At 71.4% G+C, this 20365-nt stretch carries 19 protein-coding genes; 12 read left to right on the forward strand and 7 right to left on the reverse strand.

Going from position 1 to position 20365, the window contains the following annotated elements; all coding sequences use genetic code 11:
* Positions 1–104 precede the first annotated feature (104 nt).
* The 6 genes from ACIA5G_RS26240 (at position 105) to ACIA5G_RS26265 (ending at position 8008) form a co-directional block, all read left to right on the forward strand.
* On the forward strand, positions 105–1346 hold the full coding sequence (locus ACIA5G_RS26240) for an Nramp family divalent metal transporter (RefSeq protein ID WP_395927621.1): 1242 nt from the start codon (positions 105–107) through the stop codon (positions 1344–1346).
* Positions 1347–1372: 26 nt separating this feature from the next.
* Complete coding sequence (locus tag ACIA5G_RS26245; protein ID WP_395927623.1) at positions 1373–1816, forward strand: hypothetical protein; 444 nt, start codon at positions 1373–1375, stop codon at positions 1814–1816.
* A 71-nt stretch (positions 1817–1887) separates the two neighbouring features.
* Positions 1888–3384, forward strand: a complete 1497-nt coding sequence (locus tag ACIA5G_RS26250) for a serine/threonine-protein kinase (protein ID WP_395927625.1) — start codon at positions 1888–1890, stop codon at positions 3382–3384.
* A gap of 102 nt (positions 3385–3486) precedes the next feature.
* The gene (dapA, locus tag ACIA5G_RS26255) at positions 3487–4500 is read left to right on the forward strand and encodes a 4-hydroxy-tetrahydrodipicolinate synthase (protein ID WP_395927627.1); all 1014 of its coding nucleotides are present in this window, start codon (positions 3487–3489) and stop codon (positions 4498–4500) included.
* Positions 4497–6194 (forward strand): ribonuclease J, encoded by a 1698-nt coding sequence (locus ACIA5G_RS26260; RefSeq protein WP_395927629.1) that lies wholly within the window; start codon positions 4497–4499, stop codon positions 6192–6194. Before dapA ends, ACIA5G_RS26260 begins: the two co-directional genes overlap by 4 nt.
* A gap of 167 nt (positions 6195–6361) precedes the next feature.
* A complete protein-coding gene (locus ACIA5G_RS26265; RefSeq protein ID WP_395927631.1) occupies positions 6362–8008 on the forward strand; it encodes a substrate-binding domain-containing protein in 1647 nt (548 codons plus the stop codon).
* Positions 8009–8160: 152 nt separating this feature from the next.
* Here the strand turns inward: ACIA5G_RS26265 and ACIA5G_RS26270 are convergent, their stop codons facing one another.
* From ACIA5G_RS26270 to ACIA5G_RS26285, 4 genes are all read right to left on the reverse strand, one after another.
* A complete protein-coding gene (locus ACIA5G_RS26270) occupies positions 8161–9486 on the reverse strand; it encodes an amino acid permease (protein WP_395928018.1) in 1326 nt (441 codons plus the stop codon).
* 131 nt (positions 9487–9617) lie between these two features.
* A complete protein-coding gene (locus ACIA5G_RS26275) occupies positions 9618–10565 on the reverse strand; it encodes an EamA family transporter (protein ID WP_395927633.1) in 948 nt (315 codons plus the stop codon).
* Between the two features lie 49 nt (positions 10566–10614).
* Positions 10615–11229: an NAD(P)H:quinone oxidoreductase gene (gene wrbA / locus ACIA5G_RS26280; RefSeq protein ID WP_395927635.1), complete on the reverse strand. Its 615-nt coding sequence runs from the start codon at positions 11227–11229 to the stop codon at positions 10615–10617.
* A 34-nt stretch (positions 11230–11263) separates the two neighbouring features.
* Positions 11264–12079 (reverse strand): lysophospholipid acyltransferase family protein, encoded by an 816-nt coding sequence (locus ACIA5G_RS26285; RefSeq protein WP_395927637.1) that lies wholly within the window; start codon positions 12077–12079, stop codon positions 11264–11266.
* 154 nt (positions 12080–12233) lie between these two features.
* On the opposite strand from ACIA5G_RS26285, the gene ACIA5G_RS26290 reads away from it, so the two are divergent.
* On the forward strand, positions 12234–14732 hold the full coding sequence (locus ACIA5G_RS26290) for a DNA translocase FtsK 4TM domain-containing protein (RefSeq protein WP_395927639.1): 2499 nt from the start codon (positions 12234–12236) through the stop codon (positions 14730–14732).
* Positions 14733–14801: 69 nt separating this feature from the next.
* Entirely contained in the window at positions 14802–15239 is a 438-nt protein-coding gene (locus tag ACIA5G_RS26295) for a hypothetical protein (protein ID WP_395927641.1), read from the forward strand.
* On the opposite strand, the gene ACIA5G_RS26300 is transcribed toward ACIA5G_RS26295, so the two are convergent.
* The 3 genes from ACIA5G_RS26300 to ACIA5G_RS26310 form a co-directional block, all read right to left on the reverse strand.
* Entirely contained in the window at positions 15232–15843 is a 612-nt protein-coding gene (locus ACIA5G_RS26300; protein ID WP_395927643.1) for a nitroreductase family protein, read from the reverse strand. The two genes, ACIA5G_RS26295 and ACIA5G_RS26300, sit on opposite strands and share 8 nt — an antisense overlap.
* A 47-nt stretch (positions 15844–15890) precedes the next feature.
* Entirely contained in the window at positions 15891–16325 is a 435-nt protein-coding gene (locus ACIA5G_RS26305) for a phospholipase (protein WP_395927645.1), read from the reverse strand.
* 156 nt (positions 16326–16481) lie between these two features.
* Positions 16482–17000 carry an amino-acid N-acetyltransferase gene (locus ACIA5G_RS26310; protein WP_395927647.1) on the reverse strand — a complete coding sequence of 173 codons (519 nt, stop codon included), beginning with the start codon at positions 16998–17000 and terminating at the stop codon, positions 16482–16484.
* Between the two features lie 87 nt (positions 17001–17087).
* On the opposite strand from ACIA5G_RS26310, the gene rimO reads away from it, so the two are divergent.
* The 4 genes from rimO to ACIA5G_RS26330 all read left to right on the forward strand — a co-directional run bounded on the left by rimO (position 17088) and on the right by ACIA5G_RS26330 (position 20196).
* Complete coding sequence (gene rimO / locus ACIA5G_RS26315; protein WP_395927649.1) at positions 17088–18524, forward strand: 30S ribosomal protein S12 methylthiotransferase RimO; 1437 nt, start codon at positions 17088–17090, stop codon at positions 18522–18524.
* Entirely contained in the window at positions 18521–19165 is a 645-nt protein-coding gene (pgsA, locus tag ACIA5G_RS26320; RefSeq protein WP_395927651.1) for a CDP-diacylglycerol--glycerol-3-phosphate 3-phosphatidyltransferase, read from the forward strand. The genes rimO and pgsA overlap by 4 nt, the downstream gene beginning before the upstream one ends.
* 2 nt (positions 19166–19167) lie before the next feature.
* The gene (locus tag ACIA5G_RS26325; protein ID WP_395927653.1) at positions 19168–19629 is read left to right on the forward strand and encodes a CinA family protein; all 462 of its coding nucleotides are present in this window, start codon (positions 19168–19170) and stop codon (positions 19627–19629) included.
* 99 nt (positions 19630–19728) lie between these two features.
* Positions 19729–20196 carry a helix-turn-helix domain-containing protein gene (locus ACIA5G_RS26330; protein ID WP_395927655.1) on the forward strand — a complete coding sequence of 156 codons (468 nt, stop codon included), beginning with the start codon at positions 19729–19731 and terminating at the stop codon, positions 20194–20196.
* Positions 20197–20365: the final 169 nt, after the last annotated feature.

The raw sequence follows: 20365 nt of genomic DNA on the forward strand, positions 1-20365 counted from the left end.
TAACCCGCGCACGAGGGTGGGAGCCGTCACCCTTGCCCCGCAAAGTTCGGCGTGCCTAAACTTCGATTTAGGGTCCCCGACATCCCGGTTGAGAGGCAGGCGCCATGGCTGTGACCGAGGCCGCGCGGCCGAACCTGGCGACGCGCCTGCGCACCGGGTCGGCGCTGCTCGGCCCGGCGTTCGTCGCCGCCATCGCCTACGTCGACCCCGGGAACGTCGCCTCCAACATCAGCGCAGGGGCCCGCTACGGCTACCTGCTGGTCTGGGTCATCGTCGCGGCGAACCTGATGGCCGTGCTCGTGCAGTACCTGTCGGCGAAACTCGGCCTGGTCAGCGGGATGTCGCTGCCCGAGGCCCTGCGCGCCCGGCTGTCGCGGCCCGCGCGGCTGGCGTACTGGCTGCAGGCCGAGGTCGTCGCGATCGCCACCGACCTGGCCGAGGTCGTCGGCGGTGCCATCGCGCTTCACCTGCTGTTCGACCTGCCGCTCATCGTCGGCGGCCTGATCACCGGTGCCGTTTCGCTGACGCTGCTGGCGGTCCAGGACCGCGGCGGCCAGCGGACGTTCGAACGGGTCGTCACCGGCCTGCTGCTGGTCATCGCGATCGGCTTCCTGGCCAGCCTGTTCGTCGAGCCGCCGTCGGCGACCGAGACGCTCGGCGGGCTGGTCCCGAGGTTCGACGGCTCCGGCAGCATCCTCATCGCCGCGGCGATGCTCGGCGCGACGGTCATGCCGCACGCGGTCTACCTGCACTCCGGCCTGGTCCGCGACCGCCACGGCCGCCCGGACGTCACCACCCGCCGCCGGCTGCTGCGCGCCACCCGCGTCGACGTCGGCCTGGCGATGCTGCTGGCCGGCGCGGTGAACCTCGGCATGCTGCTGCTCGCCGCGACGAACCTCCAGGGCCAGGAGGGCGTCGACAGCATCGAGGGCGCGCACGGCGCCGTCGCCCAAGCCCTCGGTCCGGGCATCGCGCTGATGTTCGCGATCGGCCTGCTCGCCTCCGGCCTGGCCTCGACGTCGGTCGGCGCGTACGCCGGCGCCATGATCATGCAAGGACTGCTGCACAAACGAATCCCGCTGGTGCTGCGCCGGCTGGTTACGCTGGTCCCGGCGATCGTGGTCCTGGCCCTCGGCGCCGACCCGAGCGCGGCGCTGGTCGTCTCGCAGGTCGTGCTGTCGTTCGGGATCCCGTTCGCGCTCGTGCCGTTGATCCGGTTGACGGCCGATCGCGACCTGATGGGCACCGACGCCAACCGCCGCCTGACGACGGTCGCGGCGTGCGTCATCGCGGCGGTCATCATCACGCTCAACCTGGTTCTGATCTACTTGACGTTCACCGGCTGACACCACGATCAAGGGAGGCCGTCACCATGGCCTGGATCTTCGCGCTCAACGCGGAATGCGGAGGGCGCGAGACCCACGCCCGGGACCTCGCGCGCCACTACGACGGGTGGCCGTCACACGTCTACCGGGACGGCGACGGCTGGTGGTGCGGGATCGCACCCGAAGGCATCAGCCGGTCGGGAGTCACTTCCGACGCCGAGGCGACGGCGATGACCGCGGCCGGGCGCCGGCTCTATTGGCTGCTCCGGACGGCGCCGCCGGTCTACCGCTACGCCCTCGCCGGGGTCGAGACCAGCTCGTTCCGCGCCCACGACGAGCTGCTGGCCGAGAAGGACCTGGGTGTCTTCCCCGGTCTCGTCGTCAGCGAGGACATCTGGGCCGCGGCCGGGAAGCGGGAAGAGTTCAGCGACTTCGCCCCCGGCTACCGGTGGCTGCCCTACCGCGGTGAGTCGTACACCCCACGCGGGTGATTTCGGCGGAACCTCCGGCGGCCCGCGACGGTCCGACTAGCATCTGCGCGACCGCCGCCTGAAGGAGCACCGTGACCGACGAACAGACCCGGCCGTACCCACCACAGGCGCCCGTCACGCCTGGTCAGCGGGTTGTCGCCGGCCGTTACGCCCTGCTCGGCGAGCTCGGCCGGGGCGGCATGGGCGTCGTCTGGCGCGCCCAGGACCAGGTCATCGGCCGCCAGGTCGCGGTCAAGGAGCTGCGGCTGCCCGACGCCGAGTCGGCCGCCGTGTTCTCCGAGCGCGCGCTGCGCGAGGTGCGCACCGGCGGGCGGCTCAACGACCCCGCCGTCGTCACCGTCTACGACGTGGTGACCGACGGCGGCACCACGTTCATCGTGATGGAGCTCGTCGAGGCGCCGTCGCTGGCCGACCTCGTGCGCCAGCGGGGCCCGATGCCCGCGGCGCAGGCGGCGCAGCTGGGGGAGCGGGTGCTGGCCGCGCTGCAGGCGGCCCACACGGCCGGGATCGTGCACCGCGACGTCAAGCCGGCGAACATCCTCGTCGCGCCGGACGGCCGGGTGAAGCTCACCGACTTCGGCATCGCGCACGCCGTCGACGACCCGCGCCTGACCACCAGCGGCATGATCGTCGGCTCACCCGCGTTCATGGCGCCGGAGCGGGTCGAAGGCCGCGAAGCGCTGCCCGCGTCCGACCTGTGGTCCCTCGGCGCGACGCTGTTCTTCGCCGTCGAAGGCACGATCCCGTTCGAGCGCGCGACCACCGCGGCGACGCTGCACGCGATCATGACCGAGATCCCGTACCTGACCCGCGGCCAGGGCCCGATCGCCGCGGCCATCCTCGGCCTGCTCGTCGCGAACCCCGACGCGCGGCTCACCGCCGCGCAGGCGCAGAACCTGCTGACCACGGCGCAGGGCGTCCGCCCGACCCCGCCGGGCGGCACCGCGATGCTGCAGGGCGGCCCGGTGACGCGGGTGGCGCCGCAGCCGCCCGCCAAGAAGAGCAGGCGGGCGCTGTGGCTCGCGGCCGCCGCGGTGCTCGTCGTCGGCGCCCTGGCCGGCGGCTTCTTCGCGGGCCGCGCCTTCGAGAAGCCCGCCGTCGACCAGCAGAAGCAGGCCACGATGACCTTCGGCGTCAACGGCCAGCTGCGCGTCGACGTCACCGACTACTACCGCTGCTTCAACGGTCCCGTCCAGGACGGCGCGATCATCAGCAGGACCGACAACAACACCGAGTGCGGCAACAGCCACACGCTGGAGATCTACGAGATCGGCCGCCTGCTGTCGGTCGAGAACTGGAACTCCGACGACGTGAAGGTGGCGGCGTACCCGGGGCAGGCCGCGGTCCAGGCGAGCGCGGAGGCGGCCTGCGCCACCGCGTTCCGGTCCTCGGTCGTGCCCGACACCAAGCGCCAGGACCTGGCCTACCGCGCGCTCATCCCCACCCAGGCCGAGTGGGAGCGCTCGCCGACCGAAAGCAGTGACACACCCGCCCGTGACTACTACTGCGTGCTGACCCGGGCCGACGGCGGGCCCATCACGGCGCCGATCGTGACCAAGGTCAAGTAGAAGTTCCGCGACGAGCGGCCGGACCCCGGAAATCCTCCGCACTTCGCCGGGGGTGGCCAGGTCGGCGCGGTTTTCGTCGGTGGGACGGGGTACCGTCTGGGCATGTCCACCCCACCTACCGCAGCACCCGGACGGCCGTTCGGGCGCGTGCTCACCGCGATGGCGACCCCCTTCGACGCCGACGGCGCGCTGGACCTGAAGCGGGCGCAGGAGCTCGCCGAGCACCTCGTGGAGCTGGGCAACGACGGTCTCGTCATCAACGGCACCACCGGGGAGAGCCCGACCACGACCGACGCGGAGAAGCAGGAGCTGATCCGCGCCGTGGTCGAGGCGGTCGGCGACCGCGCGACGATCGTGGCCGGCGCGGGCACCAACAACACCGCGCACAGCATCGAGCAGGCGAAGCAGGCCGAAGCGGCCGGCGCGCACGGCCTGCTGGTCGTCACCCCGTACTACTCGCGGCCCAGCCAGGCCGGGCTGTACGCGCACTTCACCACGGTCGCGGACACCACCGAGCTGCCGGTGATGCTCTACGACATCCCGCCGCGCTCGGTCGTCCCGATCGAGGTCGACACGCTGCTGCGGCTGGCCGAGCACCCGCGGATCGTCGCGGTCAAGGACGCCAAGGGCGACCTGATCGCCGGCTCCGAGGTCATCGCCAACACCCACCTCGCGTACTACTCGGGTGACGACGGGCTGAACCTGCCCTGGATCTCGGTCGGCGGCACCGGCGTGGTGAGTGTGATCGGTCACGTCGTCGCGGGCCGGATCCGCGCGATGATCGACGCCTACGAGAACGGCGACACCTCCACCGCGCGCACCAACCACCGCGGCATGCTGCCGGTGCTGCGGGCGATGTCCCGGGTCGGCGGGGTCGCGTTCAGCAAGACGGCGCTGCGGCTGCGCGGCTTCGACATCGGCGCCCCGCGGCTCCCGATCGTCGCCCCGACCACCGACCAGACCGCCCTGATCGCCGCCGATCTGGCCCAGGGCGGCGTGCCGTTGGGCGACACGGCGGCCCAGGACTGGCATGGTGAGCGGGTGGCACAAGCAGATTCGAGGGCCGCCTACGTGGCGCCGACCTCGCACACCAGCGTTGGGACCCTGCCTCGGTGAGCTCACTTCCCCCCGGTCCAGGCCCCACCAACGCCCCGCCCGCACTGCCCGCCGGAGCCCTGCGCGTCGTCGCGCTGGGCGGCATCGGCGAGGTCGGGCGCAACATGACCGTCTTCGAGTTCGGCGGCCGGCTGCTCATCGTCGACTGCGGGGTGCTCTTCCCCGAGGACGACCAGCCCGGCGTCGACCTGATCCTGCCCGACTTCCGCGCGATCGAGGACCGCCTCGACGACATCGAAGGACTGGTGCTCACCCACGGGCACGAGGACCACATCGGCGCCGTCCCGTTCCTCCTGCGCCTGCGGCCGGACCTGCCGATCTACGGCTCGAGGTTCACCAACGCCCTGCTCGCGGCGAAGGCCAAGGAGCACCGGCAGCGGCCGAAGCTGATCGAGGTCCGCGAGGGCGAGCGCCGCGACGTCGGCGTGTTCAACCTCGAGTTCTTCGCGGTGAACCACTCCATCCCGGACGCGCTGGCCGTGGCCATCCGCACCCCGGCGGGCGTGGTCCTGCACACCGGCGACATCAAGCTCGACCAGCTCCCGCTCGACGGGCGCCTCACCGACCTGGCCGGCTTCTCCCGGCTCGGCGACGAGGGGGTCGACCTGTTCTGCGTCGACTCGACCAACGCCGAGGTGCCCGGGTTCGTGATGCCCGAGCGCGACATCGGCCCGGTCCTCGACGACGTCATCCGCCGGGTCGACCAGCGTGTCATCGTGGCCTGCTTCGCCAGTCACGTGCACCGCGTGCAGCAGGTGCTGGACGCCGCGCTCCGGCACGGCCGCCGCATCGCGTTCGTCGGCCGCTCGATGGTCCGCAACATGGGCATCGCGGCCGAGCTGGGCCTGCTCAACGTGCCGGACGGCCTGCTGGTCGACCTCGACCAGGCCAGCAACCTGCCGGAGAGCAAGGTCTTGTTCGTCTCGACGGGTTCGCAGGGTGAGCCGCTCTCGGCGCTGTCGCGGATGGCGCGTGGTGAGCACCGGCAGATCTCGATCCGCGCGGGTGACACCGTCGTGCTGGCCAGCTCGATGATCCCGGGCAACGAGACCGCGGTCTTCGGCGTGGTCAACGGCCTGACCCGGCTCGGCGCGAACGTCGTCCACCAGGGCAACGCCAAGGTGCACGTGTCCGGGCACGCGTCGGCGGGCGAGCTGCTCTACCTGTACAACGCGGTGCGCCCGAGCAACGTGATGCCGGTCCACGGCGAGTGGAAGCACCTGCGTGCGAACGGCGAGCTGGCGATCCGCACCGGCGTCGCGCCGGACAACGTGGTGATCGCCGAGGACGGCGTGGTCGTCGACCTGGTCGACGGCAAGGCGTCCCGCACCGGCCGCGTCGAGGTCGGGCACGTCTACGTCGACGGCCTCTCGGTCGGCGACGTCGGCGAGTCGACCCTGTCCGACCGCCTGGTGCTGGGTGAGGGCGGGTTCATCTCGATCAGCGTGGCGGTGGATTCGAGCACCGGCCGCCCGGTCAGCGCCCCGACGGTGTCCGGCCGCGGCTTCTCCGACGACCCGAAGGCGCTCGCCGCCGTCGTGCCGCTGGTGGAGATGGAGCTGGCGCGCACCGAGGCCGAGGGCATCACCGACACCCACCGCATCGCCCAGGCGGTCCGCCGAGTGGTCGGCCGCTGGGTGGCCGACACCTACCGCCGCCGGCCGATGATCGTCCCGACGGTCATCCCGGTCTAGACCCGTTTTGTGCCGTGAGGGGCACCTTCAGGGACTCCGAGTCCTGAAGGTGCCCCTCACGGCGTTGCGGGATGAGACCTGCTGTTAGGCCGTCCGGACCACGAACCGGCGGTTTGCCGCGGGATAACCTTGGTCCCACTTTCGCCTCGCGCAGAGAGGCCGCGCCGATGGGACGTCACTCGCCGGACGGAAGACGACGCCGGCTGCTCGTGCCCGTCGTCGCGACCGGGGTGGTGCTCGTCCTCGGCGCCGGGGCCTGGGTGACGGTCTCGGTCGTCACCGCGAAGCCGGCCTGCGAGCAGCCGACGAAGGTCCTGGTCACCGCGTCCGCGGACATCGCGCCCGCGTTGACGTTGGTCGCGCGGGGGCTCGACCTGCAGTGCAGCTCGATCGAGGTCCAGACCCGGGAGGCCACGCAGGCCGCCGAGGGGCTTGCCCTTTCCGACGGCAGCCCGCGACCGCAGGTGTGGGTGCCGGACTCGACCCTCGCGCTGCGCCGCGCCCACCAGCTCGGCGCTGCCGACGTTCCCGAGTCCGGGGCGTCGGTGGCCAGCTCACCGGTGGTGCTCGCCGTCGCCGAAGACGTGGCCAAGGGCATCGGCTGGCCCGAGCGCACGCCCACCTGGGCGGAGGTCCTCGGTGCGCCGGGGGTCGTCCCGGGGATGCCCGACCCGGCCCGTGACCCGGTCGGCGCGTCCGCGTTGCTCGGCCTGCGTGAGAGCGTCAAGACGGCCACCGAGCCCGCGGGCGCGTATGTCGCGTTGCTGCGGAAGTTCTCGGAGAACACGCTCGGCGGGGAGACCGAGCTGATCGCGCGGCTGCCGGGGTCGAGCGACCCGGGCGGCACGGCCGCGGTGACGACCTTCCCCGCGTCGGAGAACTCCTTGCTGCGCCACAACGTCGAGGACGCGTCGTCACCGCTCGTCGCCGTCTACTCGACCGCGGTGCCCACGCTCGATTATCCGTTCGCCGAGCTGAGCGGCATCACGCCGCCGCAGCGGCCGATCGTCGACGCGCTGCGGGAGGCGATGCTCGGCGACCCCGGCGCCGACGCCATCACGAAGACCGGCCTGCGCGCGGCGGGCGGCCAGGCGCTGCGTGACCACGCTGACGACCCGCGGGTGGCCCCGGCCGGCATCCGCACCGCCAACCTGCCGCCCGCGCCGGTTGTCGACGAGCTGCTCAACCAGTGGGCCGGGATCAACCTGAGCGCGCGGGTGCAGGTGCTGCTCGACGTTTCGGGGTCGATGAACGCGCAGGTGCCGGGCACCGGGCTGAACCGGATGCAGCTGACCACCCAGGCCACGGCGAAGGCCCTGCACCTGTTCAAGCCGGCGACCCAGCTGCGCATGCTGGCGTTCTCGACCCGCCTCGACGGCGACAAGGACTACCGCGAGATCCTGCCGATGGCCCCGGTCGCCCAGCACCTGGCCGGCGGCGCGCTCGACCGGCTGAGCCAGCTCAAGGCCACGGCCAACGGCGGAACCGGGCTCTACGACAGCATCCTCGACACGTACCGCACCGCGCGCCGCGAATGGGAGCCCGGCCGGCTCAACCTGGTGATCGTCATGACGGACGGCCGCAACGACGACCCGCGAGGAATCTCCCGCGCGGACCTGCTGGCGGAACTGGCGAAACTCCAGGACCCGCGCCGTCCGATCCCGCTGATCGGCGTGGGAGTGGGCCCGGACGCGGACAAGGCCGAACTGGACCAGCTGACCAAGGCGACCGGCGGCCAGGCGTTCGTGGCACCGGACCCGGCGAAGATCACGGACGTGTTTTTCGGAGCCCTGAGCCGGATCGCCGGCGGCTGACCTTCCCGGATCCCGCGTGAGCAGAGCCGTATCTCGCGTGATCAGAGCCGGATCTCGCGAGTTCCGGGCTCGATCACGCGAGTTCCGGCTGCAATCACGCGAGATACGCGGCCAAGCACGCCCATGCCCGCCCGATCACGCGTGATGCCGCTTCAATCACGCGTGATGCCCGGCGCCGCACGGTCCGAGCGCCGGCGGATGAGGGCGTAGACCGCCAGGATCACCGCGAGGCTGATCAGGCTCAGGTACAACTGCGCCCGGGTGTCCTCGTCGACGAACAGCATGGACGCCACCACCACGAGCGTCAGCACCAACGTCAGCCAGCTCAGCCACGGGTATCCCCACATCCGCAGCTTCAACAACTCAGGCGACGAAGCCTCCAGGCGACGGCGCATCCGCAGCTGGGAACCGCAGATGATCGCGTATACGAACAGCGCCACCGCGCCCGCCGAGTTGATGATGAAGTAGAAGATCTTGTCCGGGGACACGTAGCTCATCACCACCGCCACGTAACCGACCACAGTGGACACCAGGATCGCCTTCCACGGCACGCCGCGGCGGTTGGTGTCCGCGACCCACGCCGGGGCCCAGCCGTGGCGGTGCAACGCGAACAGCATCCGGGATGCCGTGTACAGCCCCGAATTCAGCACCGACAGCGCCGCCGTCAGGACGACCGCGGACACGATCGTCTCCGCCGCCGGGACGCCGAACCGGCCGAACGCCGCCGCGAACGGGCTGGTGTCGCTCGGGATGTCGCGCCACGGCGTGATCATCACCAGCAGCGCCACCGAGCCGACGTAGAACACGATCACCCGCCAGACGATCGTCGACGTCGCCTTGCGCACTGCCGTCTCCGGCTGGTCCGACTCGGCCGCCGCGATCGTCACGATCTCCGCGCCGAAATAGGAAAAGATCACGATGACCACGCCGTGGACCACGGAAAACCCGCCGTTCACGACAAACCCGTCGAGGCCGATGTTGCCCACCGAGAAGTGCGCGTCCGGCCAGAGCCCGAGCACGAACAGCACGCCGAGCACCAGGAACACCACGATGGTGGCGACCTTGATCGACGCCAGCCAGAACTCCGTCTCGCCGAACGACCGGGCCGACGCCAGGTTCGTCGCCGTCAGCAGCAGCATCAACGCCAGCGAGAACACCCACTGCGGCACGCCGGGGATCCAGCCCTGCAGGATCTTCGCGCCGGCGACGGCCTCGAACGCGACCACGCCGACCCAGAAGTACCAGTACAGCCAGCCGATCGTGAAGCCCGCCCAGCCGCCGAGCGAGTCGCGCGCGTACTCCATGAACGAGCCGAGTGACGGAGCCGCCGTCGCCATCTCGCCGAGCATCCGCATGACGAGCACGACCAGCAGCCCGCCCAGTGCATACGAGAGCACGGCGGCCGGCCCGACGGTGTGGATCACCGCGCCGCTGCCGATGAACAGGCTGGCGCCGATGATGCCGCCGAGGGCGATCATCCGGACGTGCCGCTGGCGCAGCTCGGGCCGCAGCCCCTGGGTCTTGGCGGTCACGGTGCTTCCTCCCCGGGTGTGCGCGGATCGCGGGATTCTCGCACCCGGAAGCCACTCCGTGAAGAATTTGCGCAAGATCAGGTCGTGAGGATTTCCGACTTCCGCTGCACGAGGTACGCGCCGCCGAGCAGGATCGCCGAGCCGAGCAGCTGTAGCCAGGTCAGCTCCTCGCCCAGCAGCGCCCAGGCCGTGACCGTGACGATCACGGGCTCGACCAGGCCGAGCACGCTCGCCACCGACGCGGGCAGGTGCCGCAGCGACGAGATCCCGAAGACGTAGGCGAGCACCGTCGCGACCAGCACGAGCAGCACGATCAGCAGCCACACCGGCGGGTACCAGGCGCCGAACTTGACGTCGACGGTGAGCAGTTGGAGCGGCCACGTCCACGGCGGCGCGACGAAGCTGACCAGGACCGCGCCGATCACCATGCCCCAGGTGACCAGGCCCAGCGGGTCGATGTCGGCCACCGCGCGTTCGCCCAGCAGGAAGTACCCGGCCGAGCACAGCGCCGCGCCGAAGCCCGCGAGCAGCCCGACGCCGTTGAGCGTGACGCCTTGCCAGACCTGGGCGACCAGCGACAGCCCGACCATCGCCAGCGTGATGCCGCCCCACACCGACCGCGGCAGCCGGTGCCGCCGCACGAACCGCACCCACAGCGCGATGAGCACCGGCGAGACGAACTCCAGCAGGATCGCGATGCCGACCGGGATCCGGCCCGCGGCGACGAAGTAGAGCAGCTGCACCCCGGCGACGCCGAGCAGGCCGTAGCCGGCGAGCACCGGGAGCTCGGCGCGGCGGATCCGCAGCTTCCGCGGCGCCACCAGCGCCACACCGCCGAGCAGCAGCACGCCGGCCAGCCCGATCCGCATCGCGGCCACCTGCTCCGGGGTGAACCCGGCGGACATGGCGGACTTGCCCAGCGTGCCCGACGTGCTGAAGAACAGCGCGGCGAGCAGGACGAGCGTGGTCCCGCGGCCGCGATGAGCGACCCGGGGCGGTGCGAGGACGGGCAGCTCGGTGGTCACCGTCGCGACTGTAGGGCCCGGCGCGTGACTGCCAAAGTGGTTTTTCCGGTTATTCGGCCTGCTTCAGCCCGGTCGCGACGTGCGTCGTGATGGTGGCCAGCCGCCGCCCCTGGACGTGCAGCGCGCCGAGCGCGAGCTGGTCCGGCGCCGCCGACTTGCGGGACACGAACGAGCCGCCGTACGGGTTGCCGGACTCCATCAGGTGCGGGTCGGTGTACCCGAGCGGCACGACGATCGCGCCCCAGTGGTAGAAGACGTTGTTGATCGCCAGCAGCGTCGACTCCAGGCCGCCGTGCCGGGTGGACGCCGTCGTGAACGACGTCGCGACCTTGTCGGCCAGCTTTCCCTTCGCCCACAGGCCACCCGTGCTGTCCAAATAGGACTTCAGCTGGGCGGCCGGGCCGCCGAACCGGGTCGGGCTGCCGACGGCGAGCCCGTCGGCCCAGACGAGGTCGTCCAGCGTGGCCAGTGCGTGGTGCGGGCCCGAGTCGATCCAGGCCTGCCAGCGCGGGTTCTGGGCGATGGCCTCGGCGGGCACCGTCTCCGGCACGGTCCGCACCCGCACCTCGGCACCGGCCTCGCGGGCCCCCGCGCCGAGGGCTTCGGCGAGGGCGGCGGTGTTCCCGGTCGAGCTGTAGTAGACGACGAGTATCCGTGTGCTCACGTCCGCCGACTCTAGGGGCAGCCGCGCCGGTGTCTCAGGATCCGGACTTCGGCTTCCAGGGGCTGACCGTGTCGGTCGGGCGTGTCGGGTCGTGGAAGCGCGGCCGGTCGAGCTCGCCGGCCCGCAGCGGGATCAGGCCGTCGGTGATCGCCTGCATGATCTTCGCGTGCGCGCGCACCCCGGCGCCGGGCCGCTCCGGCTCGACCTCCGACAGGTCGACGGGGTCGCCGAAGTGCACCCGGAACTTCGGCCGGCGCAGCGGCGCGCTGAGCCCGGAGCGGGCCAGCGGCACCAGGTCGGCCGGGCCGTTGACGGTCTCGGTGCCCCAGTAGACGGCCTCGTGCGCGCCCCACTGGCTGATCGGGATCACCGGCACGCCCGCCGCCAGCGCCAGCCGCGCCGCGCCGGTCTTGCCGCGCTCCGGCCACAGGCCGGGATCGTGGCTGATCCGGCCCTCCGGGTAGACGATGATCGGCTCGCGCGTGGTCTTCAGGGCCTCGACGGCCTCGGTGAACTGCCCGACGGCGGTCGCGGCGACCTTCCGGTCGACCCGCAGGTGCCCGCTGACCCGCAGCGCCGGGCCGATGACCGGGGCGTCCAGGATGCCGCCGGCCAGCATGAACCGCGGGTTGATGCCGATCCGCTTGCACGCCGCCATCAGCACGAACGCGTCGAACACGCCGATGTGGTTCGCGGTCATCAGCAGCGGCTTGCCCCGCAGCTGCGCCGGGATCCGGCCGGACACGGTGAGCCGGCCGACCAGGTTCACCAGCCCGCGGTCGATGTTCAGCATGGTCCGCCAGATGGCGGGGGCCCGGCGAGCGGTGTTGTCGGAGTGCAGCGCGACCATGGGGCAGAGCATGGCAGACGCCGATTTCACCCGATTGCGCACTGGCCGGATCGGTTCACCCGGATGGCCGCTCGGGCCCGGTGTGAGGCAGAAGTTCACCCTGCGCTGAGAGTGGCGCATGTGACGAAACGTCGTCGACGGTTACCGTTGAGGCATGGCTGGGTCGGCGACGAGGAAGCGAAGCACGGGAAGCGGCGCGAAGGGGGCAGCGGCGCGTAAGCCGCGTACACCTGCGAAGCCACGTTCCTCCGCCGCGCGCAAGCCCGCCCCCCGCTCGCGCCGCAAGACACCCGGGATCTTCGGCAAGGGGGTCCGCGGCACCTGGAACCTGCTGGCCAAGGGCATCGGCACGCTGGCCCGCACGGTCGGCCGCACCCGGGAGCTCGAGCCGGAACACCGGCGGGACGGCCTCGCGCTGGGCCTGATCGGCCTGGGCATCGTCGCGGCCGTCGGCGTCTGGTGGCGGGCGGCCGGCCCGATCGGGGCCGGGGTCGAGATCGCCACCCGGACCGTCCTCGGCGCCGGGGCCGTCACGCTGCCGCTGGTGCTGACCGTGGTCGCCGTCGCGCTGATGCGGTCCGAGCCGCACCCCGAGACGCGGCCGCGGATGGTGATCGGCACGATCATGGTCGTCCTGTCGGTGCTCGGGATGCTGCACATCTTCACCGCGCTCCCGGCCACGAACGACGGCCGGATGTACGCCGGCGGCATCATCGGCGCCTTCTCCGGCGGCCTGCTGACCATGGGCGTCACCACCTGGGTGGCGGTGCCGCTGCTGATCCTCGCGCTGGCCTTCGGCGTGCTCGTGTTCACCGGCACGCCGGTGCGCGAGATCCCGCACCGGCTGCGGCACTGGGGGCTCGACGAGGAGGAGCTCGCCGAGGCCGAGGCCCAGCGGGCCGGGTTCGCCACCGACGAGGACAAGGTCACCGACGCCGACCCGAAGGCCGCGCGGCTGCGCAAGCCGTCGCGCCGCCGCCAGGCCGCCGACGCCGAACCCGAGCAACTCGACCTCGACGCGATGCTGGCCGAGGCGCCGACACCGATCAAGCCCCCCAAGGCGAGCACAGTCGTGCCCAAGCCGGTCGAGGTGCCCGAGAAGAAGCCGAAGAAGGCTCCCGAACCGCCGCTCGCCGTCACGCGGACCGTCGAAGGCGACTACCTGCTCCCGCCGCCAGACCTGCTGAAGCTCGGCGACGCGCCGAAGTCCCGCAGCAAGGCCAACGACGCCATGATCGAGGCGATCACCGGCGTGCTGGAGCAGTTCAACGTCGACGCGCAGGTCACCGGCTTCACCCGCGGCCCGACGGTCACCCGGTACGAGGTCGAGCTCGGCCCGGGCGTCAAGGTCGAGAAGATCACCGCGCTGACCAAGAACATCGCCTACGCCGTGGCCACGGACAACGTCCGGCTGCTGGCGCCGATCCCCGGCAAGTCCGCGGTCGGCATCGAAGTGCCGAACTCCGACCGCGAAATGGTCCGCCTGGGTGACGTCCTGCGCGCGCCGACCACGGTCAAGGACAATCACCCGATGGTGATCGGCCTCGGCAAGGACATCGAGGGCCACTTCGTCACCGCGAACCTGACGAAGATGCCGCACCTCCTGGTCGCCGGTTCGACCGGTTCCGGTAAGTCGAGCTTCGTCAACTCGATGCTGGTGTCGCTGCTCGCGCGGGCGACGCCGGACGAGTGCCGGATGATCCTGATCGACCCGAAGATGGTCGAGCTGACGCCCTACGAGGGCATCCCGCACCTGATCACGCCCATCATCACCCAGCCGAAGAAGGCCGCCGCCGCGCTGGCCTGGCTGGTGGAGGAGATGGAGCAGCGGTACCAGGACATGCAGGTCAACAAGGTCCGGCACATCGACGACTACAACAAGAAGGTCAAGTCGGGCGAGATCACCGCGCCGCCGGGATCCGAGCGCGAGTACCGGCCGTACCCGTACATCATGGCGATCGTCGACGAGCTCGCCGACCTGATGATGACCGCCCCGCGCGACGTCGAGGACGCGATCGTCCGGATCACCCAGAAGGCCCGTGCGGCCGGCATCCACCTGGTCCTGGCCACGCAGCGGCCGTCGGTCGACGTCGTCACCGGCCTGATCAAGACGAACGTGCCTTCGCGGCTGGCGTTCGCGACGTCGTCGCTGACCGACTCGCGGGTCATCCTCGACCAGCCGGGCGCGGAGAAGCTGATCGGCATGGGCGACGCGCTCTACCTGCCGATGGGCGCCGGCAAGCCGGTCCGCATCCAGGGCGCGTTCGTCGGCGACGAGGAGATCTCGGCGGTCGTCAACTACGCCAAGGAGCAGGCGCAGCCGGACTACCAGGACGGCGTCACCGCCCAGAAGGCCGGCGAGAAGAAGGAGATCGACCCGGACATCGGGGACGACCTGGACGTCCTGCTGCAGGCGGCCGAGCTGATCGTGACGTCCCAGTTCGGCTCGACGTCGATGCTGCAGCGCAAGCTCCGCGTCGGCTTCGCCAAGGCCGGGCGGCTGATGGACCTGCTGGAAAGCCGGGGGATCGTCGGCCCGTCGGAGGGCTCGAAGGCCCGCGACGTGCTGATCAAGCCGGAAGAGCTGGAGTCGGTGCTGTTCATGATCCGCGGCGGCGACCCGGTGCCCTCGGACCCGGACGACGACGAATAACCCGCCTGCGGACGGGAAGGCGGACAGCCCGGATGCAACCCGCCGGCGGGTCCGTTCCGTCCTGAGCACATGGACCTGCAGCGATTCGCAGCCGGACTGTTCGCCCTCGCCCTCGTCGCGGTGGGCGCCGGGAGCTCGGTCGCCGCCGGGCAGGGCGCTCCCGCCTTGCCCGGCCGTCCGTCGGCGCCGTCGACCGTGAGCACCACTCCCGCGGGAGACGTCACCCTGCGCGTCGGCCAGGAGGCCGCTGTGCAGGGTAAGGACCTGAGCGTCCGGTACACGCGCCTGGTGAACGACTCGCGGTGCCGTCCGAACATGACCTGCATCTGGCAGGGCGAGGCCACCCTGGCGTTCCTGCTGAGCGAGCCCGGCCGCGGCGAGAGCACCACGGCCGAGCTGCACAGCGGCCCGCGCACCGGCCCTCAGGCCACCACCTTCGCCGCCAGCCGGATCGAGCTGGTGTCGGTCAGCGAAGACGGTCAGCAGGCGACGGTGAAGGTCAGCTGAGCGGCGCGCCCCAGTGGTCCAGGTAGGCCACCTCGGACAGCGGGATGCGCGCGGCCGGCTTGAAGTCGGGCACCGTCGTGTACGCCACCGGGAGCAGGCCGACCTGCGTGTAGCCGTCCGGGACGCCGAGGATCTCCGCCGCCTCCGCCTCGCGGGACAGGTGGTAGGTCGTGAGCGTCGAGCCCAGGCCGCGGGAACGCAGCGCCAGCTGGAAGTTCCAGACCGCGGGGAAGATCCCGCCGTAGAAAGCCGCGTCCGTCGCGTTCTCCCCGCTCGGACGGCCCTTCAGACACGGGATGACGAACACGGGCACGCGCTCGATGACGTCGATCAGGTGCCGCCCGGACGCCAACGCCCGGGGCTCGGCCTCGGCGGCCTTCCCGGCCAGGTAGGCCTCGCCGACTTCGCGGAACAGCGCGCCGAGCCGCTCCTTCACGCCCTGGTCGCGCACCACGAGCCAGCGCCACGCCTGAGCGTTGCCGGGTGTCGGGGCCTGCAGTGCCAGGTTCAGGCACGCCTCGAGAACCGCCGGCTCGACCGGCCGGTCGAGGTCGAGCTTGCGCCGCACGGCGCGGGTCGTGCTGAGCAGGTGATCGATCTCCATGCCCCCATCCTGGCCCGGACCGGGACAGCCCGGGCCAGGGGAGCGGCTCAGCCGCCGAACTTGCGGACCGCCTGGTAGTACGTCCAGGCCGCGCCCTTGCACGCCACGTTGGACCCGCAGACGCTCTTCAGGTCCGAGTAGAGGTTGTCGTCGATCTTCAGGCGGTTCGCTTCGCTGAACCGGCCCTGCTTCTTGTAGTTGCGGTAGCCGAAGTCGTGCCGGTGGCAGCCGGGCAGGAACTGCCAGCCGAACGGGGTGTCCGGCGACCACGAGCAGCCGTCCGACGACCAGTCGAGCTGGCCGGCGTACGGCGCCTGGTTCCGGATCGATTCGAACCCGGACAGGGAGGTGGAGAAGAGGTACTGGTCGGTGACCGTCGGAATGTCGACGGCCGCCGCGGTGCCGGCGCCCATCAGGACGCCTCCGCCGACAGAAACGGCCACCGCCACGGTGGCCCCCAGGTTCCGCAGTGTCGTGCGCATCGTTGTGTTCCCTTGCCGATCAAGTGGACGAGTGCCCGCTCAGCTTCGGCCTTCGGGTGGCGTGCGTCACCGCCCGAAAGAAGGTTTTCGGAAAATTTCTCTCAGAATTGGGGCATTGCGCGTGAATCGCTCAGGTGACCGGGGTTGACACCGGGGTCAGAGCTCGAGCAGCATCCGCGAGTTGCCCAGGGTGTTGGGCTTGACGTAGGGCAGGTCGAGGAACTCCGCGACACCGGTGTCGTGCGAGCGCCGCATCTCCTCGAAGACCTCGTGCGACACCGGGGCGCCGTCGATCTCCACGAAGCCGTGCCCGGCGAAGAAGCTCGTCTCGAACGTCAGCACGAAGAGCCGCCTGAGACCGAGCTCACGCGCTTCGTCGACCAACCGGGCGACCAGCAGGCGCCCGACCCCCTGGCCGCGGACGGCCTTGTCGACCACGACGGTGCGCAGCTCGGCGATGTCCTCCCAGAGCACGTGCAGCGCGGCCGCGCCGACGACCTCGCCCGCGGTCTCGGCCACCCAGAACTCCTGGACCGCCTCGTACAGCGTGACCAGGTCCTTCTCCAGCAGGACGCGGCCGGCGTCCGAGTCGACGAGATCCTTGACCTTGCGGACGTCGGCGATCCGCGCGCGGCGGACGGTCGGGCGGGGCGAGTCGGACGGCACGATCGTCAACACTGCCACATCGCCCGGCGCGCGCGGCGACACGACCGGGCTACGCCGTCGTCGGCCCGCCGGGGCCCGGCGGCTACCCTCAACGTCGTGCCTTCTCCCACCACGGACCCTGCCGCCACCCGACGCGTCTCCCTGCTGACCCTGGGCTGCGCCCGCAACGAGGTCGACTCGGAGGAGCTGGCGGGCCGGCTGGCGGCCGGCGGCTGGGAGCTGGCGGCCGATCCGGAGGACTCCGACGTCGTGGTGGTCAACACCTGCGGCTTCGTCGAGTCGGCCAAGAAGGACTCCGTCGACACGCTGCTGGCGGCCTCCGACACGGGCAAGAAGGTCGTCGCGGTCGGCTGCATGGCCGAGCGCTACGGCCACGAGCTGGCCGACAGTCTTCCCGAGGCGGACGCCGTCCTCGGCTTCGACCACTACGCGGAGCTGTCGGACCGCCTCGACGACGTCGTCGCCGGCCGCAAGGTCGCTTCGCACACGCCGGGCGACCGCCGGAAGCTGCTGCCGATCAGCCCGGTCCAGCGGCCCGCCGCGGCCGAGAGCGTCGAGGTCCCGGGCCACGCGCAGCACGGCTGGGGCCCGCGGGTGCTGCGCACGCGCCTCGACGACTCGCCGGTGGCCGCGCTGAAGATCGCCTCCGGCTGCGACCGGCGCTGCTCGTTCTGCGCGATCCCGTCGTTCCGCGGCTCCTTCGTCTCGCGGCAGCCGGACGAGATCGTCGCCGAGGCGATGTGGCTGGCCGAGCACGGCGTCAAGGAGCTGTTCCTGGTCAGCGAGAACTCGACGTCCTACGGCAAGGACTTCGGCCGCGACGGCGCCACCGCGCTGGAGCGGCTGCTGCCGCGGCTGGCGGAGATCGACGGCATCGAACGCGTCCGCGTCTCGTACCTGCAGCCGGCCGAGACGCGCCCGCAGCTGGTCAAGGCCATCGCGACCACGCCGGGTGTCGCCGAGTACTTCGACCTGTCGTTCCAGCACTCCAGCGAGCAGGTGCTGCGCCGCATGCGCCGGTTCGGCTCGACCGACTCGTTCCTGGCGCTGACCGAGCAGATCCGCGAGTACGCGCCCGAGGCCGGCATCCGCACCAACGTGATCGTCGGCTTCCCCGGCGAGACCGAGCACGACCTGGCCGAGCTGGAGCGCTTCCTCACCGGAGCCCGGCTCGACGCGGTCGGCGTCTTCGGCTACTCCGACGAGGACGGCACCGAGGCCGAGACCTTCGACGGCAAGCTCGACGCCGACGAGGTCACGAAGCGCGTCACGCGGATCTCCGCGCTGGTCGAGGAGCTGACCGCGCAGCGCGCCGAGGACCGGATCGGCACCTTCGTCGACGTCCTGGTCGAGCTGGACGACGACGGCGAGCTCACCGGGCGCGCCGCGCACCAGGCCCCCGAGGTCGACGGCGAGTGCGTCATCCTCGACGCGCCGGAGAAGACCGAGGTCGGTGACTTCCTGCGGTGCGAGGTCGTGGATTCGGCGGGCGTCGACCTGGTCGTGCGCGCGGTGCCGGACGCCGACCGGTGAGTGCGCTCCCCAGCGACGCCGACGAAGGCACGGGTCACGAGAGCGTCGCCCCCGCCCAGGTCCCGGAGGCCACGCCGGTCCCCACACTCAACGTCGCGAACCTGCTGACGCTGTCGCGGCTGGTGCTGGTGCCGCTCTTCGTCGCCGCACTGTTCGTCGGCGACGGCCACGACACCACCTGGCGCGCGATCGCGACCGGGCTGTTCGCCATCGCCTCGGCCACCGACCAGCTGGACGGCTGGGTGGCCCGCAAGTACGGCCTGATCACCGACTTCGGCAAGATCGCCGACCCGATCGCGGACAAGGCGCTGACCGGCGCCGCGCTGGTCGGGCTGAGCATCCTGGGCGAGCTCGGCTGGTGGGTCACGATCGTCATCGCCGTCCGCGAGATCGGCGTCACGCTGCTGCGGTTCTGGGTGATCCGCCACGGTGTGATCCCGGCCAGCCGCGGTGGCAAGGCCAAGACCATGGCCCAGATCGCCGCGATCACCGCCTACCTGCTGCCGCTGCCCGCCGGCGCCGACCCGGTCCGCTGGGCGCTGATGGGCCTGGCCCTGGTGCTGACCGTGGTCACCGGCGTCGACTACCTGATCCGGGCGATCCGGTTGCGCGCGGCCGGGCGCCGCGTCACCGGGAGCTGAACGTGGACGAGCGGGCCCTGGTCGAGGCCCTGGTCGCGCGCGGCGAGACCGTCGCGGCCGCCGAGTCGCTGACCGCGGGGCTGGTCTGCGCCACGCTGGCGCGGGTGCCGGGGGCGAGCGCGGTGCTGCGCGGCGGCCTCGTCGTCTACGCCACCGAGCTGAAGCACCGGCTGGCCGGGGTCGACGCGGGCCTGCTGGCCGAGCACGGCGCCGTCCACCCGGAGGTCGCCGTCCAGCTGGCCGAGGGCGCCCGCGACCGGTGCGGCGCCACCTGGGGCCTCGGGCTCACCGGGGTGGCCGGGCCGTCGGGCCAGGACGGGATCGAGCCGGGCACGGTGCACGTCGGTCTGGCGGGGCCGGGAACACGCACAGTCCGTACGCTGGCCTTGAGCGGTGATCGTGACTTGATCAGGACCGGATCGGTCCGAGCGGCGTTTGCCCTGCTCGGGGAACATCTGGCCTGAATCGGGCGTTCGCCCTTGGCGTACGGGGACACCAACTCCTGCGCCCGGGGGGCCGCTCTGGGTAACGTAGGGGGTACTTGTACGGAAGGGAGGCGCGTGATGACCGTGCTGTTGCGTGAGGCGATCGGTGATCGGCTCCGTCATGCCCGCACCAACCAGCGTCGTACGCTGCGCGACATCTCCCGCGCCGCCAGGGTCAGCCTCGGCTACCTCTCGGAGGTGGAACGGGGCCAGAAGGAGGCGTCGAGCGAGCTGCTCGCGTCCATCTGCCAGGCCTTGGACCTTCCGCTCGGCGAACTGCTGCACAAAGTGGCGGCGGACGTTTCGGCCCTCGACAACGTCGAGGTCGCACCGGTCGACGAGCGGATCGTGGAAGGCGCGCCCCGGGAGAAGGTGCCCGACCACGGTGCGAAGGCCTCGGCGGCCGGCATCGAAGGCGGCCGCCTGATGTCCGGGCTGATCGGCAACGACCTCGCCGACCTGCGGGTTTCCCCGGCGCCACGGATGAACACGACCCTGCGCACGACGATCGGGCAGCCGAAGCTGGCCTCGACCATCGCCGCGTAGAGGCGCGTAGTAACGGATCGGACACGACGACGGCCCCGGGCAACTCGCCCGGGGCCGTTCGCGTGGGGATACCGGGGTGATCAGGGACGAACCCTGAAATCCCCCGGGGTCGCCTGGAATGGACGTGGCCGACCTGACACGATGGAACCCAACGCCGGGGTCGGTGCGT

It is taken from the genome of Amycolatopsis sp. NPDC051758 (assembly GCF_044453095.1).
In the GTDB taxonomy this organism is placed as follows: Bacteria; Actinomycetota; Actinomycetes; order Mycobacteriales; family Pseudonocardiaceae; genus Amycolatopsis.

Coding starts and splice junctions, on each gene's coding strand:
- ACIA5G_RS26240 (WP_395927621.1), top strand. CDS start 105: ATGGCTGTGACCGAGGCCGCGCGGCCGAACCTGGCGACGCGCCTGCGC.
- ACIA5G_RS26245 (WP_395927623.1), top strand. CDS start 1,373: ATGGCCTGGATCTTCGCGCTCAACGCGGAATGCGGAGGGCGCGAGACC.
- ACIA5G_RS26290 (WP_395927639.1), top strand. CDS start 12,234: ATGGCTGGGTCGGCGACGAGGAAGCGAAGCACGGGAAGCGGCGCGAAG.
- ACIA5G_RS26285 (WP_395927637.1), bottom strand. CDS start 12,079: ATGGTCGCGCTGCACTCCGACAACACCGCTCGCCGGGCCCCCGCCATC.
- ACIA5G_RS26300 (WP_395927643.1), bottom strand. CDS start 15,843: ATGGAGATCGATCACCTGCTCAGCACGACCCGCGCCGTGCGGCGCAAG.
- ACIA5G_RS26330 (WP_395927655.1), top strand. CDS start 19,729: ATGACCGTGCTGTTGCGTGAGGCGATCGGTGATCGGCTCCGTCATGCC.
- dapA (WP_395927627.1), top strand. CDS start 3,487: ATGTCCACCCCACCTACCGCAGCACCCGGACGGCCGTTCGGGCGCGTG.
- ACIA5G_RS26270 (WP_395928018.1), bottom strand. CDS start 9,486: ATGATCGCCCTCGGCGGCATCATCGGCGCCAGCCTGTTCATCGGCAGC.
- ACIA5G_RS26305 (WP_395927645.1), bottom strand. CDS start 16,325: ATGCGCACGACACTGCGGAACCTGGGGGCCACCGTGGCGGTGGCCGTT.
- ACIA5G_RS26295 (WP_395927641.1), top strand. CDS start 14,802: ATGGACCTGCAGCGATTCGCAGCCGGACTGTTCGCCCTCGCCCTCGTC.
- ACIA5G_RS26265 (WP_395927631.1), top strand. CDS start 6,362: ATGGGACGTCACTCGCCGGACGGAAGACGACGCCGGCTGCTCGTGCCC.